At 57.5% G+C, this 12,221-nt stretch carries 19 protein-coding genes and 1 pseudogene; 13 read left to right on the top strand and 7 right to left on the bottom strand.

Annotated features, from left to right (window positions below):
* Nucleotides 1-16 precede the first annotated feature (16 nt).
* The gene (locus tag F4U95_RS09150; RefSeq protein WP_150425460.1) at nt 17-664 is read right to left on the bottom strand and encodes a hypothetical protein; all 648 of its coding nucleotides are present in this window, start codon (nt 662-664) and stop codon (nt 17-19) included.
* A 233-nt stretch (nt 665-897) separates the two neighbouring features.
* Here F4U95_RS09150 and F4U95_RS09145 point away from each other — a divergent pair, with 233 nt between their 5' ends.
* Nucleotides 898-1,209 (top strand): hypothetical protein, encoded by a 312-nt coding sequence (locus tag F4U95_RS09145; RefSeq protein WP_150425459.1) that lies wholly within the window; start codon nt 898-900, stop codon nt 1,207-1,209.
* Nucleotides 1,210-1,213: 4 nt separating this feature from the next.
* Complete coding sequence (locus F4U95_RS09140; RefSeq protein WP_150425458.1) at nt 1,214-1,498, top strand: hypothetical protein; 285 nt, start codon at nt 1,214-1,216, stop codon at nt 1,496-1,498.
* A 35-nt stretch (nt 1,499-1,533) separates the two neighbouring features.
* Here the strand turns inward: F4U95_RS09140 and F4U95_RS09135 are convergent, their stop codons facing one another.
* Both F4U95_RS09135 and F4U95_RS09130 read right to left on the bottom strand, forming a co-directional pair.
* A complete protein-coding gene (locus tag F4U95_RS09135; protein ID WP_150425457.1) occupies nt 1,534-1,902 on the bottom strand; it encodes a hypothetical protein in 369 nt (122 codons plus the stop codon).
* Nucleotides 1,895-2,272, bottom strand: a complete 378-nt coding sequence (locus F4U95_RS09130; protein WP_211364654.1) for a hypothetical protein — start codon at nt 2,270-2,272, stop codon at nt 1,895-1,897. The genes F4U95_RS09135 and F4U95_RS09130 overlap by 8 nt, the downstream gene beginning before the upstream one ends.
* Before the next feature lie 103 nt (nt 2,273-2,375).
* Here F4U95_RS09130 and F4U95_RS09125 point away from each other — a divergent pair, with 103 nt between their 5' ends.
* Nucleotides 2,376-3,284 (top strand): hypothetical protein, encoded by a 909-nt coding sequence (locus F4U95_RS09125; protein ID WP_150425455.1) that lies wholly within the window; start codon nt 2,376-2,378, stop codon nt 3,282-3,284.
* Between the two features lie 209 nt (nt 3,285-3,493).
* On the opposite strand, the gene F4U95_RS09120 is transcribed toward F4U95_RS09125, so the two are convergent.
* The 3 genes from F4U95_RS09120 to F4U95_RS09110 all read right to left on the bottom strand — a co-directional run bounded on the left by F4U95_RS09120 (nt 3,494) and on the right by F4U95_RS09110 (nt 5,313).
* On the bottom strand, nt 3,494-4,054 hold the full coding sequence (locus tag F4U95_RS09120) for a recombinase family protein (protein ID WP_150425454.1): 561 nt from the start codon (nt 4,052-4,054) through the stop codon (nt 3,494-3,496).
* 166 nt (nt 4,055-4,220) lie between these two features.
* Entirely contained in the window at nt 4,221-4,817 is a 597-nt protein-coding gene (locus F4U95_RS09115) for a terminase small subunit-like protein (protein WP_150443122.1), read from the bottom strand.
* A 145-nt stretch (nt 4,818-4,962) separates the two neighbouring features.
* Nucleotides 4,963-5,313, bottom strand: a complete 351-nt coding sequence (locus F4U95_RS09110; protein WP_150425452.1) for a hypothetical protein — start codon at nt 5,311-5,313, stop codon at nt 4,963-4,965.
* A gap of 47 nt (nt 5,314-5,360) precedes the next feature.
* Between F4U95_RS09110 and F4U95_RS09105 the strand changes: the two genes are divergently transcribed.
* Entirely contained in the window at nt 5,361-5,966 is a 606-nt protein-coding gene (locus tag F4U95_RS09105) for a hypothetical protein (RefSeq protein WP_150425451.1), read from the top strand.
* A gap of 17 nt (nt 5,967-5,983) precedes the next feature.
* Nucleotides 5,984-6,547, top strand: a complete 564-nt coding sequence (locus F4U95_RS09100; RefSeq protein ID WP_150425450.1) for a hypothetical protein — start codon at nt 5,984-5,986, stop codon at nt 6,545-6,547.
* 33 nt (nt 6,548-6,580) lie between these two features.
* On the opposite strand, the gene F4U95_RS09095 is transcribed toward F4U95_RS09100, so the two are convergent.
* Entirely contained in the window at nt 6,581-8,170 is a 1,590-nt protein-coding gene (locus F4U95_RS09095; RefSeq protein ID WP_150425449.1) for a recombinase family protein, read from the bottom strand.
* Between the two features lie 55 nt (nt 8,171-8,225).
* On the opposite strand from F4U95_RS09095, the pseudogene F4U95_RS09090 reads away from it, so the two are divergent.
* The 8 genes and pseudogenes from F4U95_RS09090 to F4U95_RS09065 form a co-directional block, all read left to right on the top strand.
* A pseudogene (locus F4U95_RS09090) lies at nt 8,226-8,441 on the top strand (phage major capsid protein); the annotation flags it as partial.
* Nucleotides 8,442-8,580: 139 nt separating this feature from the next.
* Nucleotides 8,581-10,209: a tail fiber domain-containing protein gene (locus F4U95_RS09085; protein ID WP_150425448.1), complete on the top strand. Its 1,629-nt coding sequence runs from the start codon at nt 8,581-8,583 to the stop codon at nt 10,207-10,209.
* Nucleotides 10,196-10,360 (top strand): hypothetical protein, encoded by a 165-nt coding sequence (locus tag F4U95_RS24775; RefSeq protein ID WP_170267483.1) that lies wholly within the window; start codon nt 10,196-10,198, stop codon nt 10,358-10,360. Before F4U95_RS09085 ends, F4U95_RS24775 begins: the two co-directional genes overlap by 14 nt.
* Nucleotides 10,357-10,635, top strand: a complete 279-nt coding sequence (locus F4U95_RS09080; protein ID WP_150425447.1) for a phage fiber-tail adaptor protein — start codon at nt 10,357-10,359, stop codon at nt 10,633-10,635. The genes F4U95_RS24775 and F4U95_RS09080 overlap by 4 nt, the downstream gene beginning before the upstream one ends.
* 5 nt (nt 10,636-10,640) lie before the next feature.
* A complete protein-coding gene (locus F4U95_RS09075) occupies nt 10,641-11,177 on the top strand; it encodes a head-tail connector protein (protein ID WP_150425446.1) in 537 nt (178 codons plus the stop codon).
* 11 nt (nt 11,178-11,188) lie between these two features.
* Nucleotides 11,189-11,365 (top strand): hypothetical protein, encoded by a 177-nt coding sequence (locus tag F4U95_RS24580; RefSeq protein WP_161600385.1) that lies wholly within the window; start codon nt 11,189-11,191, stop codon nt 11,363-11,365.
* Entirely contained in the window at nt 11,362-11,778 is a 417-nt protein-coding gene (gene gp17, locus F4U95_RS09070) for a tail completion protein gp17 (protein WP_150425445.1), read from the top strand. Before F4U95_RS24580 ends, gp17 begins: the two co-directional genes overlap by 4 nt.
* A gap of 75 nt (nt 11,779-11,853) precedes the next feature.
* Nucleotides 11,854-12,195, top strand: coding sequence for an endonuclease domain-containing protein (locus tag F4U95_RS09065; RefSeq protein ID WP_150425444.1), 342 nt, complete (start codon nt 11,854-11,856; stop codon nt 12,193-12,195).
* The last annotated feature ends 26 nt before the right edge of the window (nt 12,196-12,221 follow it).

Genomic DNA, 12,221 nt, shown 5'->3' with positions numbered 1-12,221 from the left:
GCCTCGAAACGCCTACCTAATGTCGCACATTCGCCGGATCTATTTGAGCTTCCGCAGGTTTGAGTTTCAGTGGAAAATCGGCTGAGAAATACCAGACTGCTGCTGAGAGCGCTAATCCGGCTATTGCAATATATACCCCCCAACGCGTCCAGCCATCGGCGCTCTGAGCCGCATCTTTGTTGGTCATCGTGACCGGCCCATTGTAAATGTCCCGCCCTGCGTGATTGACTGCCGGATGCGATGCTACTGGCGAAGGCTCTGCTTTCACAGCTTTTGGACCAATTGTCGCTAGCCACCAGCCTTCACTGCATGGGATTAGCTTCTCGTCAATATCCTGTGCGTCGGTAGTTATGCGCTTCGTTGCAGCATCAACAAGGAATGTGTCGGCATCCAGCGAGCGAAGTATTTGGGACTGGACTTCAGCATAAGCGTCTGGCCGGATCGCTGTCGCGGCTTTCAAATCACCTTGGTCATTCCATTCAGTGACTTCAGTCCATCCGCGTTTTTGAAAACTGTACGACAAAGATGAAAATAAATGCTCGCTAATTGATACATTGTAATCAGATGCTGCTAGTGCGCGATCAAACCATCGACCATTATTGACATGATAATCGATGAATAGCGAGACGAGCAATTGATGCTCTGCCAGTTCGACATCATTCATGAGTAACATCACCTTTAAGAGTACGCAGAATTTGAATTGGAACCGTTTACGCCGTGGCTTGTGTATGTCCAGTCCGAGACAGGATATTCGCTGGAATAATTCAGTTGCGGCCGTGCGACAATCGTGGCCCGACGATCCAATGAATTTCATCCTCTCAGCGTAGTAGCGTCTGCAAGCAACAGTCCTTTAACCAGTAGCCTTTTAGAGCAGTCGTACCATCAAAGGGGGCCATTTTGTCGTCCAAATTCAACGTCTCGTTCAACGTCGATCTCTCGAAATATCCCGAAATTGCCAAGGCTGCTGATCCTGAGGCCGCTGCCCGTCAGGTTATTATTGACACGCTGCTGGAGCCTGCAAAAACCCACGCGGAGCAAGAACTGCATCGTGTTCGTACCGACGCGACAGTCCACAAGGACGAGAAAGCTGTTCCGATGGCGGATCAGTTGAAGGCCATCATGCTTAACGTGATGGTCGAGAAAAATCTGGAAATCGCCACCTTGCCACCCGGCACTGCGATCAAGGCCAGCTTCAAGTTGGATTTTTGATCCCATGACATATCAGACCAACATCCCCTACGAGGACGGCAGCCAGATTTCCAAGATGCATGATTGGCTGGCAAAAAATGCGCGCGGACAAGTCGAAATTCGGGTTTCGACCAAAGAGGACCGACCTCGCACATGGCAAGTGGGTGCCTATAATGTCGTGGGAAAGGATGACCTCAACACTGGCCCCCGTAACGCCATCTTCCATGGAGTTCAGGAAAAGGACGACCTGATTTTCGCATTCGAGTATGAGGACGAAGCCATGCTGTTTAAGCTGGCCTGTAGCGCCTGACCTACTGCCTTCACGTCAAGCAATGAAAGCCGTCTTCACCCTTTCCAGTCCTGGCGACCAGTTGCCAGTCCTAACAGCCCACCAAGCGTGTTAGCTGGTGGCGGCGCGGTCGGAGGGGGCGGCGCAGGAATAAAGCCGTGGTTGATCCAGTGCCAAATGTCTGGCGGGAGTGACCCACCCGACACATGCGGGAATAGCTGCGTCATCATGAACGGGGCATCTTCAAAAAGCCCCTTGAACCCTTCCGTGACGACGGAAATCGGCTGCTCGCTCTTTATGATATAGGTGCCGAAAAACGGCTGGTAATACTGCTCCACATGCCGACTGATACGGACATGGTTCAGCAATTGTCCCTCGCTAGGGCGACCTGAAAGCGTGTTGTAGGACAGAAGGTAGTTATTCACTGCTGCGATCCTCCAACTGGGGATTGCCGGTCAAATCTCCGGTTATCGGGATCTCCGTGATGTGGCCGTGATCTTTCACGGCAAGCGCATGGCGAATTTCCTGCATCTTTTCAACGTGCTGCTCACGCTGGAGGCGGTCAGGTTCTTTTTTGGTAAAATGAACAAGCTGCCATCCTACGATCAAGATCGGGTAGCAGCCGATTAGGGTGAAGATCGTGCCGGGGATCGGAAGTCCAACATGGAAGAAAGATATTCCACCAAGCAACCCTATAGGCACGACAATGCAGCAAAACACTAAGCCGGGGTTCATAGCACTGCTGGTTGTCATCTTAGATGCCAGCGTGGCGAATTGCGATAGTCGTTGCCCCATGGTCGAGACATGACATGTTATCATTACGGGGGCAATCCGCACCGATGACCATTTTATATTTCGAATGAACGCGCTAAGGATATCGCGACAGTAGGGGGTATGAATGGCGAAGGCACCAACGGCAGAAGCGGCGACAGAAGCAAAGCCAGTCTGCGGCATCATCATGCCGATTGCAGCGATGCCACCAAAGTACGATGCTGCCCATTGGATCGACGTTCGCCGGGTAATCGACGCCGCGATCATCAAGGCGGACATGACGCCTCAGATTGTCTCCGATAGTTTCGAGGGCGATGTCATACAGCGTAGGATCATCAATAACCTCTACGATAATCCCGTGGTGGTCTGCGATGTCTCTGGCGTAAATCCGAACGTCATGTTCGAACTGGGTATGCGGATCACGTTCAAGCAGCCCGTGGTCATCATCACAGACGACTATGATACAATTCCCTTCGATACGAAGGTAATTGAGCATCTGGGTTATCCGCGTGACCTGCATATCCATCACACAACTGATTTCATCGAGAAGCTCGCAGATCGGATCCAGAGACTTCACGAGCAGAAAAAATCTGACACGTTTACATCGTTTATCGAAGAGTTTGGGACGTTCGAGGTTTTGGAGCCAACGAAGAAGGTCGTTCCGGCAGAGCAGCTTATTTTGGACCGGCTAACGCAGATAGAAGCGAGGTTATCTCGCCCCTCTGAGATTGAAATGATGAGGGAAATCAATCGACGCGCTCATGGTGCCGTTCTAAAAAATGATGAACTGGTCGAATATAATTTCGTATTCAAGCCTTCTACAACCATGGATCAAGTGAAAGAGCTCTCAGATCATTTTCATCGAAGATACAGATGTAACGCCGGGGTTATCAATACGCGAAACGGCAATTTGATGTTGGAAGTAAAGCTGGATCCTTCCTACAGCTTCGATGTCAAGACTACTGAGACCCTGTTAAACGCTATGCCAGCTCATCTTCGAGAAATAATTGAAAAGGTCGAGATGACGATTAGCTGAATACAAGACTTGAAAAAATCTCCTACAAGGTCCGTTTCAGAAAGTGAGGAATTTAGTTTCTTAGCCATGCAGCGCCCCACACACAGGTCGATATACACCCCAAGGGTCCGACCACTCGCCCTCCATGCTATCACTGATGCCCGTAGAAGCCCGCTCGCAGCCCATCGGGATCAGCGGGGCTGTCGGTTAGCTCTACGGAGCTGTGGTGCTTACAGGGCTTCTACGGGGCTGGGTTGTAGGATGCGATAGATGGATGCTTCGCTGCACTTCAATTGCTTTGCAATGGCACGGGGGCCAAGCCCACTAGCCTTTAACGCCGCGACTTCATCCCGGTTGATCGTGGCTTTGCGACCTTTATAGACCCCGGCAGCTTTCGCCTTCACGATGCCCTCACGCTGCCGCTCTTGCCGAATGTCCAGTTCGAACTCCGCCATGAGCGCGAGGACGCCGAGCAGCAGTTTGCCGTGACTGGTCGTCGTGTCCATTTCCCCTTGCTGTAAACACCTGAACCCCACACCCTTGGCATTGAGGGTATGGATGACATTGTGCAGGTCACGGGCAGAGCGGGCAATGCGGTCCAGTCGGGTCACAACCAAAACATCGCCCTCACGCACGAAGTCCAGACATTGTTGCAGGATGGGGCGGTTGTCAGCGGTCTTGCCTGACTGTTGCTCTTCAAACAGTCTCTCCACACCATGTTGAGTGAGCGTGTCAGTCTGGATGCTGTTGCTTTGGTCTGTTGTGGATACGCGGGCATAGCCTACGAGCATGATGGACTTCCTCATTAGCCTCTAAGACCATGTGCGATTGTATCTTATGGGCTGGAAATCAAGTCTAAAGCGAGCCAGATAACCGGGGTCAAATGGCTCGCTGTAGAGTGTAGTCATATACGATTGTGCCTGTGTGCCAACGACACCCTCAGGCTGTCTATGAGAACTAGACGGGCAGGGCGGGCGTGTTGGGTAGCTGAACTTGCTCTGACTGATCTACGGGGCTGTGAGGGACATCAATAACCGGCAAGCCGAACCCAGCAAACTGCGCGGGTAGGTTGATGACCGGCCTCGTATCCGTGACCTCATGCTGCACAGCATCACCGAAGACCTTGCGATTGTATTTGCCTGCAAGCCACATCAACGCCTTCACCTTCAATTCGTCACGGCGGATGTCGCCTGTGCTGAGACTTCCACCGGACGCGACATTCTCGATGGCTTCACCGAAATAGCGGGCCTTCCATTTGTAGGCGTCGTCAATGAACTTCTCAAAGTCAGGATCGGCAGCCATCCACTTATTCAGTGTGACACGCGCAGGCATCTTCTCATCTTCGCATATCTCAATGAGTGAATAACCGGCAGCCAGCCTTGCCCAGATTTCCTCGGTCAGTTTCTCAGTTCGCCTATATGGCTGCTTCCGCTTGCGTTTAGCCTTAACCTGCATGTCCTTGCCAGCAGCCTTGGCGTTCACACTGAGGGCTATCGCACCATTCGGTTTCGGTTCTTTCGCCACGGTTTCTCCCGTTGTTGTCGTTGTGTCCATCTGTCTATTTAAATCAAACCGCGTTTTCGCTTGCCCCTAAGCGTCTCTCGGTCATCCAATCTGGTAGTCAGCCATAAGCCCGTATCTTGACGGCTTTCCATGCTATCTTGGGATGAATATCAGGGCTTATGGCTTAGTGGGTAATCTAAAGTATGTCTTTCAGCGCAGCTTTCAGCATGGGTGTTCTGATATACAGTGCCGCTATGTGTCGATATGCCTTTACGTTGCCTATGTGCCGTGTGACAACGATCTTCATATCTGGGTCATCGAGTTCTTCATCTAGGAACTTCCACTCGTATCCACCTTTATGATCTAAAAGCACGTCCATCATATCGCTCAGGCTTTCGTTCTCTTCTGGATCATCGATTGCGTTTATGACCAGTTTAAGAGTGTCGAATGTCGAGGAGGGTTTGATGTCGATCCAGTCGGCTACCTTTAGGATCAGCAATGGGAGGGGATTGTCACTGGCGCTCGGTGGCTTTAGGGTCTGGTTCATAATTCATATTTACAGAACGCATCACGTCACATTTTAAGGAACCGGATTTGCAGGTCATAGCAGCGGCTTTGGAAGTAGAAGATCAGACGACGCTTCCCGATCTGATAGCGCGAACGGCTGACACACTCAGGACGTTGGCTGGTCAGCTTGAAGAGGGGACGCTTCTCGATCCGGTTGAATGGGTTATCCCCATGGCTGACATCGGCACTGAGCGGATGGAAGAGCATTGCGACGCCATCGCTGCTCGGTTGGGCAAGAAGCATCTGGCCGTTTATGCGATCTGCTTCGATGACGATGTGCCGTTGGAGCGCGTCTATCAGGTCGTAGATGGCAACAAGGCAGCGAACAAGACATTGCCCGTGCAGGATCGTCGGGCATTTGCTCGCGTCAATAAGCGTAAGGGCTGTCTCGGTAGCCGGTGCCTCTACGTCGGCAAATCGGAGAAGGCTGCTGAACGGCTGCGTCAGCATCTTATCGAGGCAAACCCTGCGACTTTCGCTATCCATTTGAAGTATTGGCCCAATGACATTCCGGGCAATCTGATCGTGAAGGTCATCGGGGTGGCAGGTGTTCAGAGCATCCTACTGCCGTTCATTGAGGATCAGATGGCCAGCGAAATGCCGCCGATCCTTGGCAAGCGTGGTTCAGTTTAATTCAACAGGAGGTCATCATGCCAGATTATTCGAAGTTCAAAAGCTCAGAAGAACAAGCTGCGCTTTTTCATGTGGCACCGTATAATGCAGAGGCCGGTCGGGTTAAGTTCGTTAAGCGGATCGAACGGGCGGCAAAGCAGGTAGCCGGCGAAAAGGCTGGACCCGGTGGCAGAGACTTCACCATTGGCCATCACAACGAAATTCAATTTCGTCCTACGCTTAACGATAAGCGCATCCACATCGACGGTCGCGAAGAGCATTTCCCAGTTAGCTCTTTGAAGTTCGCCGATCTTGCAAAGTCCATCATCGCGGACATTAATGCGGGGGAATTCGACGATCAGATCAAAGCTGCTTTGGGTTCCGGCGGTTCGGTTTCATCCACGCCCAAGGCATCAGGGAGCCGCAAGCCGAGCAAGTCGAAGAAAGCCCCTCCTGCTGATTTGATCGCAATGAAGAAGAGCGTTGCCCGTTACATCGACGTCAACGGTTTGTCGGTCGAAGATACCCGTAATGCGCTTCTGGAACGCGGAGCAGATGCAAAGCTGGTCGATACGGCAATTGCTGCGCGGGCAGCTTTGTAACAGTGATGGAGCGCCCCGCATGGGGGCGCTCTTTTATAGGGCTTGGCCACCTATGACTTTGCCCGTTTCATCGAAGTGCCATACGGCAACGTCGGCCTCAACGATGAATGTCTTATCGGGGCAGATGTAGATTTGTTCGATAACGCGCTTGAGGGCCGCATTGGTTTTCGACCGGGCGTAGAAGCGAATGTCCGGGTCATCGCTGCTTAATTCGTCGCGTAGGCCACGGATAAACTCGGTGTCATCTGATTTTGAAGGGGCGGATGAGGCAATCAAGTAGCGGTCATTCGCTGCCTGTAGTCTGCCTTGGAGCAGGTCAATCTCGGTCTCAAGCATTGCAATCCTGCTTACAATCGCCTTCGCGCCTCCGTCGGCGAGGGCGTCAACGAGATTATTCATCTGCTGGGTTTTCAGCGCTATGTCGCGTTCAATAGACCCGATGGCATCTCGCGCTTCACGCTGCTGCTCAGTGTCCTGTTCATCATCGACGGTCAATTGCAGCACGGTATCAAGGACAGCCTTTTCCACGATCCGATAATAGTGCCGGGCTTTGTTCTGACATCCATGTTTGCGGCGGTAGGCATCGCATACCAGCGTCTCGTGATTGCCGGTCGTCACTCCATACAGACGGACTTCTCCGCTCTTGGTGACATAGCGGTGCTTCGAATTGCCCTTATTCTCGTATCCGGCCACTTTCTGACATTCGGAACAAATGACCATGCCTGACAGCAGGTTGTTTTTCCTTTTGCTGTCACGGCCTGCTAGTTTCGGTTTACCGATCATGACGGCATGGGCGCGATTGTATTTTTCTAATGTGACGGCAGCGGGGTAAAAATCGGTCGAGATTGTTTCCGTGCCATTCCGCTGAAACTCGCCGATCACGGTGCGTCCGTTTATGAGGCGATAGACGTATGAGAACTGCCAGCCACCCTTGGCGTTCTTATATTCCTTTGTGTGCCAAACAGGCTCCTGTCGGTCGTTCAGCTTCTGGACAATGGCCATGTAGCCCAGTCCGTCGATATACCAATCGAACATCTCGTTGATAACGGCGGCGCGATCCTCGTTGATGACATGCTTGCCATCGACGGTATCAATCCAAGCTGGCTTGCCGCCGAACGTGACACCAGCACCTTTCTCGATATCGGCATATTTCTTCGCCCAGTTGTCTTTGCTGCGCTGGCTCTTTTTCAGGCTTTCTTCGTAGGCCATCTGCGCTTTGATGATGACGCTGAACAATTCCATCAGGTCGCCGGAACCGTCGGCTCGATAGATGTAACGGTCGTGCCATGTCGCAACATCAACGCCGTGGCCGTTGAGCGCCCATACAAGCTGTGCGGCTGCTTTTGCTCCCTGGCGGCTTAATCGGTCGATATTTTCGACGCACAGGATTTTGCCCCGATGCAGCCCGTTTCGGGCTTCTGCCTCAAACGTATGAAGCGCAGTTCCTTCAAGACGGTTGCTCCCGTGGAACGCGCTTTTGCCTTCATCCTTCAGTTCCGACTCGACATGCCAGCCGTTGCGCTCGACATATTCCCGGCCATTCTTCATCTGGCGTTCGAGCGAGTAACCCTTGCTTTGTTCGATCGTGCTAAAGCGCGCGTATATGATTGCGTTCTGCGTCATGCGTCCTGCCTAAATTGCCCACGTTAACGCATCCTCTACAATGCCTGCATTGAGGGAGGCCGAGGACATGCCCGATATCGCCGCGAACAGCCTGTCGATCGCCTTCGGCAATTTCCAGGCCGGCTATGTCATCGCCGAACGCAGCGACACGAGCATCCTGCGCGATCCGTTCAGCAACAAGCCGTTCGTGCATTTCTATGCGGTCAAGCGGATCGGCGGCGCGGTGGCGAACAGCGAGGCGATCAAATTGATGAAGTTTGCGGCTTCTTGATGATGGGAGGGGGCGTGCTGCCCCCTCATCCAACTGCGCCTAGCCAGCAAGCTGGCAAGGCTTCGTATCCTTCTCCCCCAAGGGGAGAAGCTTTGGGGGGAGGCTTTTGGGCTTTCCCCCCTTTTTATGGGGGGTGGCTGTGGCGATCACGGATTGGGAGATGGCGGATCTGGTGCGGGAGGTCTGTCTGGATGCGGGGGCGGGACCGCTGATGCTGGGCGGACCGTTGCCGGGCTATCGTGGCTTTGCGGCCGCGATCAGTGTCGGTGCGACTTTCCCTTATGTGATTCAGGGGGTGGTCGATCCGGGGCAGTGGGAGGCGGGACGCGGGACGATCGATCCGGGCGGGCGGCTGGTGCGGGTGCCGCATGCCTCTTCGGCGGGCGGGGCGGCGGTGGATTTCGTCGCGGGGGAGAAGCATGTCGGGTTGGCGCTGCATGCCGACTGGGTCGCGCGGGTCGAGGGGCATGGCCATGGGATCGACGCGATCGAGGGCTTGGCGGCGGCGATCGCGGCTGGCCCTGCTGGCGGTGCGCTGACGAAGGTGGATGATGCCAATGTCAGGCTGACGCTGGGCGGTGGGGCGGCGACGGCGTTGCTGACGCCGGCGTCGATCAGCGTGAGTTGGTCGGGACAGTTGGCGGTGGCGCGCGGCGGGACCGGGGCGGCGAGCCTGACCGGCTATGTGAAGGGGAATGGCGCAGCGGCGATGAGCGCGAGCGCGACCATCCCCGCGAGCGACATCAGCGGGCTGGGCAGCATGGCGGGGCAGCAGGCCGGGGCGGTGGCGATCAGCGGGGGGACGGCGAGCCTGTCCGCCTTCAGCCTGGCGCCGGCGGCGGGGCCTGCCCATGCGGTGGTGAGTGCGGTTAACGGGCAGAGTGCGGCGCTGTCGCTGGGCACGGGCGGCGTGGAGATGTGGCGGGTCGAGCGCATGGCGAGCGCCAATAGCGGGGGCAATGCCGGGTCCGACTTCGCGTTGCGGCGCATGGATGATGGCGGCGCGGCGCTGGGGACGGCGATCGCGATTTCGCGGGCGAGCGGGGCCATCAGTTGCAGTGCGAGCAGCGCGCCCGTCCTGTCGGCGGCGCGGACGGGGAGCAATTTCAATTGCTGCTTTGCGGCGCAGACCAGTGCGGGGACGCTCTATTTCGGCAATGCGGATGGGACGCGCTTTGCCATCGGGCCTAACAGCAACCTGGCGGTGTCGCCCTATCTGACGGCGAGCGCGACCAGCTTTGCCATCGGCGCGAGCGTGGAGACGAGCTTTGCCAGCGGCGGGCGGCCATTGACGGATAATGGGCTGGCATGGGGCACGGCGGCCCATCGATGGTCCACCATTTATGCCGCAAGCGGGACGATCAATACATCCGATGCGCGGGCCAAATGCGATGTCGGCGTGGCGGACTCGGCGCTGATCGAGGCATGGGGGGCGGTCGAATGGCAGCGCTATCGCTTCGTCGAGGCAGTGGCGGAGAAAGGCGAGGATGCGCGCTGGCATATGGGGCTGGTGGCGCAGCAGGTGCGCGATGCGATCGACCAGCGGCTGGGCGACGGGGCGGCGGTGCGATGGGGGCTGGTGTGCCACGACAGTTGGGAGGCCGTGCCCGCGCAGGACGGGGTGCCGGCGCGAGCGGCGGGCGACCGGTGGGGACTGCGTTACGACGAATGTTTCGCGCTGGAGGCGGTGTGGCAGCGGCGGGCGATCGCGCGGCTGGAGGCAAGATTGGCGTTGCTGGAAGAGGCAAGCGGCCATGCTGGCGGGTGAGGCGATCGGCGCGCGGCCCTTGGGCGAGGTGCGGGTGCAGACATGGCGGGGGCCATGGGGATGGGGCGTGCGGCCGGGGTTGGAGGCGCGCGTGGGCATGCGGGACGGCGCGATGCGGCCGGAGGCGAATAAGGGGAGCAAGGTGCGATGAGCCTGACTGTCAAAGACCCGCAGGCGCGGGTGGATCATGCGATCGACTGGTCCGCCTATCTGGCGGGGCAGAGCCTGGTGGCGAGCCTGTGGACTGTGGCGCCGCAGGAAGAAGGCGGGCTGGCGATCGAGGCGAGCGCGTTCGAGGCGCAGCGCAGCAGCGCGCGGGTGAACGGTGGAATTGTCGGGCGCGTCTATCGGCTGACCAATCGCGTCACCTTGTCCGACGGGCAGGTGGATGAACGGTCGGTGACGATGCGGGTGGAGGAGCGCTGAAAGCGATGGTGGACGAGAGCGAGAGCGGGGCGCTGGCGGCATCGCTGGCGGAGTTGAAAGCCTATTTGCGGATCGAGACGGCGGGCGAGGATGCGGTGCTGGCGGGGTTGCTGCGCAGTGCGGCGGCCTTGTGCGAGCAGTTTACCGGGCAGTGGCTGGTGCGGCGCGCGGTGGGCGAGACGGTGGCATGCGATGGCAGCTGGCAAAGGCTGGCGGCGCGGCCGGTGGCGGCGATCGACGAGGTCGAGGCGGTGGATGGCGAGGGCGTGGTGCTGGCGTTGCCGGTGGAGGCCTATGCGATCGACATCGACGCAGCGGGCGACGGATGGGTGCGATCGACGCGGGCGCGGGCGGGCGAGCGGTTGAAGGTGCGATACCGGGCCGGGCTGGCGGCGGAGATGAATGGGCTGCCGGAACCGCTGCGGCAGGGGATCGTGCGGCTGGCGGCGGAGCATTTTTCGGCGCGGGGGGCCGAGAGCGCGGCGCCGCCGGCGGTGGTGAGCGCGCTGTGGCGGCCGTTCCGGCGGATGCGGCTGGCGTGAGGGGGCGATTGGTGGCCTTGCTGGAGGCGCGGGCGGCGGCGCGGCGGGCGCGGATTGCGGCGGTGCTGGGGGATATGGGCGTCGAGGCTGTGGTGGAGGGGGAGGATGTGCGGGCGTCCGGGGCTGGGCTGATGGGGCGCTGGTGGCGGGATCGGGCGTTTCGGGATGTGGGGAGAGGGCAGATATGAGCGCGGAAGTGGTGGCGCGGGCGGCGGTGATCGCGGCATTGCGGGCGGACGGGGCGCTGATGGATGGGCTGAACGGCCTGTTCGATGGCGATCCGGGGCGGGCGAGCGTGCCCTATGCCTATGTCGACGCCTGTATCGGGGCGGACTGGGGCGGGAAGGATATGGACGGGCGGGAGGTGCGGATCAGTCTCGCGCTGCGCGTGGGGGATGAGGTGGCGCGGCGGCTGGGCGACATGATCGCGCGGATCGATGCGGTGGTGGCGGGGCTGAGCGTGCAGAACGGGTGGCGGATCGTCACAGCCCGGCTGGTGCGATCGCGGGTGGCGCGGGATGAAGGGCGCGACGGGGGACGGGCGCCTGCGGGATGGCGGGCGGTGATCGACTATCGGTTGCGGATGGTGCGGGAGGGGTGAGGGCTTATACTGGCCCTCTCCCGTTTTTCACGGGAGAGGGTTGGGTGAGGGTCTTTCTTCCTGTACGATAGAAGGATGCAGCCCGTCCGACGTCAGATCAGCCCACACGCGGCGCGACTGCGCCGTGACGCGACGGATGTCGAACAAAAGTTCTGGGCCGCTCTTCGCAATCGCCAATTGGATGGCTTCAAATTTCGTCGTCAGGCAACAATCGGTCCATTCATTGTCGATTTTCTGTGCGTGGAGCGGCGATTGATCATCGAACTCGATGGTGGCCAACATAACGAAGACAGGGATGTAGCGCGATCGACATGGTTGCTGGCCCAGGGTTATCGACTTTTGCGTATCTGGAACCACGATGCGATCCAGAATTTTGATGGCGCAATTGAGGCCATCCGTCTGGCGCTGATCCAGTAAGAAGACCCTCACCCAACCCTCTCCCG

The organism is Sphingobium limneticum (assembly GCF_008710165.1).
Taxonomy (GTDB): domain Bacteria; phylum Pseudomonadota; class Alphaproteobacteria; order Sphingomonadales; family Sphingomonadaceae; genus Sphingobium; species Sphingobium limneticum.
The sequence above is the reverse complement of the archived record's forward strand: the minus strand, read 5'-3'. Positions and strand labels throughout refer to the sequence as shown.

Coding starts and splice junctions, on each gene's coding strand:
- F4U95_RS09130 (WP_211364654.1), bottom strand. CDS start 2,272: ATGGGGCAACGACTATCGCAATTCGCCACGCTGGCATCTAAGATGACA.
- F4U95_RS09115 (WP_150443122.1), bottom strand. CDS start 4,817: ATGGACACAACGACAACAACGGGAGAAACCGTGGCGAAAGAACCGAAA.
- F4U95_RS09075 (WP_150425446.1), top strand. CDS start 10,641: ATGGTGGACGAGAGCGAGAGCGGGGCGCTGGCGGCATCGCTGGCGGAG.
- F4U95_RS09120 (WP_150425454.1), bottom strand. CDS start 4,054: ATGCTCGTAGGCTATGCCCGCGTATCCACAACAGACCAAAGCAACAGC.
- gp17 (WP_150425445.1), top strand. CDS start 11,362: ATGAGCGCGGAAGTGGTGGCGCGGGCGGCGGTGATCGCGGCATTGCGG.
- F4U95_RS09125 (WP_150425455.1), top strand. CDS start 2,376: ATGGCGAAGGCACCAACGGCAGAAGCGGCGACAGAAGCAAAGCCAGTC.
- F4U95_RS09080 (WP_150425447.1), top strand. CDS start 10,357: ATGAGCCTGACTGTCAAAGACCCGCAGGCGCGGGTGGATCATGCGATC.
- F4U95_RS09095 (WP_150425449.1), bottom strand. CDS start 8,170: ATGACGCAGAACGCAATCATATACGCGCGCTTTAGCACGATCGAACAA.
- F4U95_RS09140 (WP_150425458.1), top strand. CDS start 1,214: ATGACATATCAGACCAACATCCCCTACGAGGACGGCAGCCAGATTTCC.
- F4U95_RS09065 (WP_150425444.1), top strand. CDS start 11,854: ATGCAGCCCGTCCGACGTCAGATCAGCCCACACGCGGCGCGACTGCGC.
- F4U95_RS09100 (WP_150425450.1), top strand. CDS start 5,984: ATGCCAGATTATTCGAAGTTCAAAAGCTCAGAAGAACAAGCTGCGCTT.
- F4U95_RS24775 (WP_170267483.1), top strand. CDS start 10,196: ATGCTGGCGGGTGAGGCGATCGGCGCGCGGCCCTTGGGCGAGGTGCGG.
- F4U95_RS09150 (WP_150425460.1), bottom strand. CDS start 664: ATGAATGATGTCGAACTGGCAGAGCATCAATTGCTCGTCTCGCTATTC.
- F4U95_RS09110 (WP_150425452.1), bottom strand. CDS start 5,313: ATGAACCAGACCCTAAAGCCACCGAGCGCCAGTGACAATCCCCTCCCA.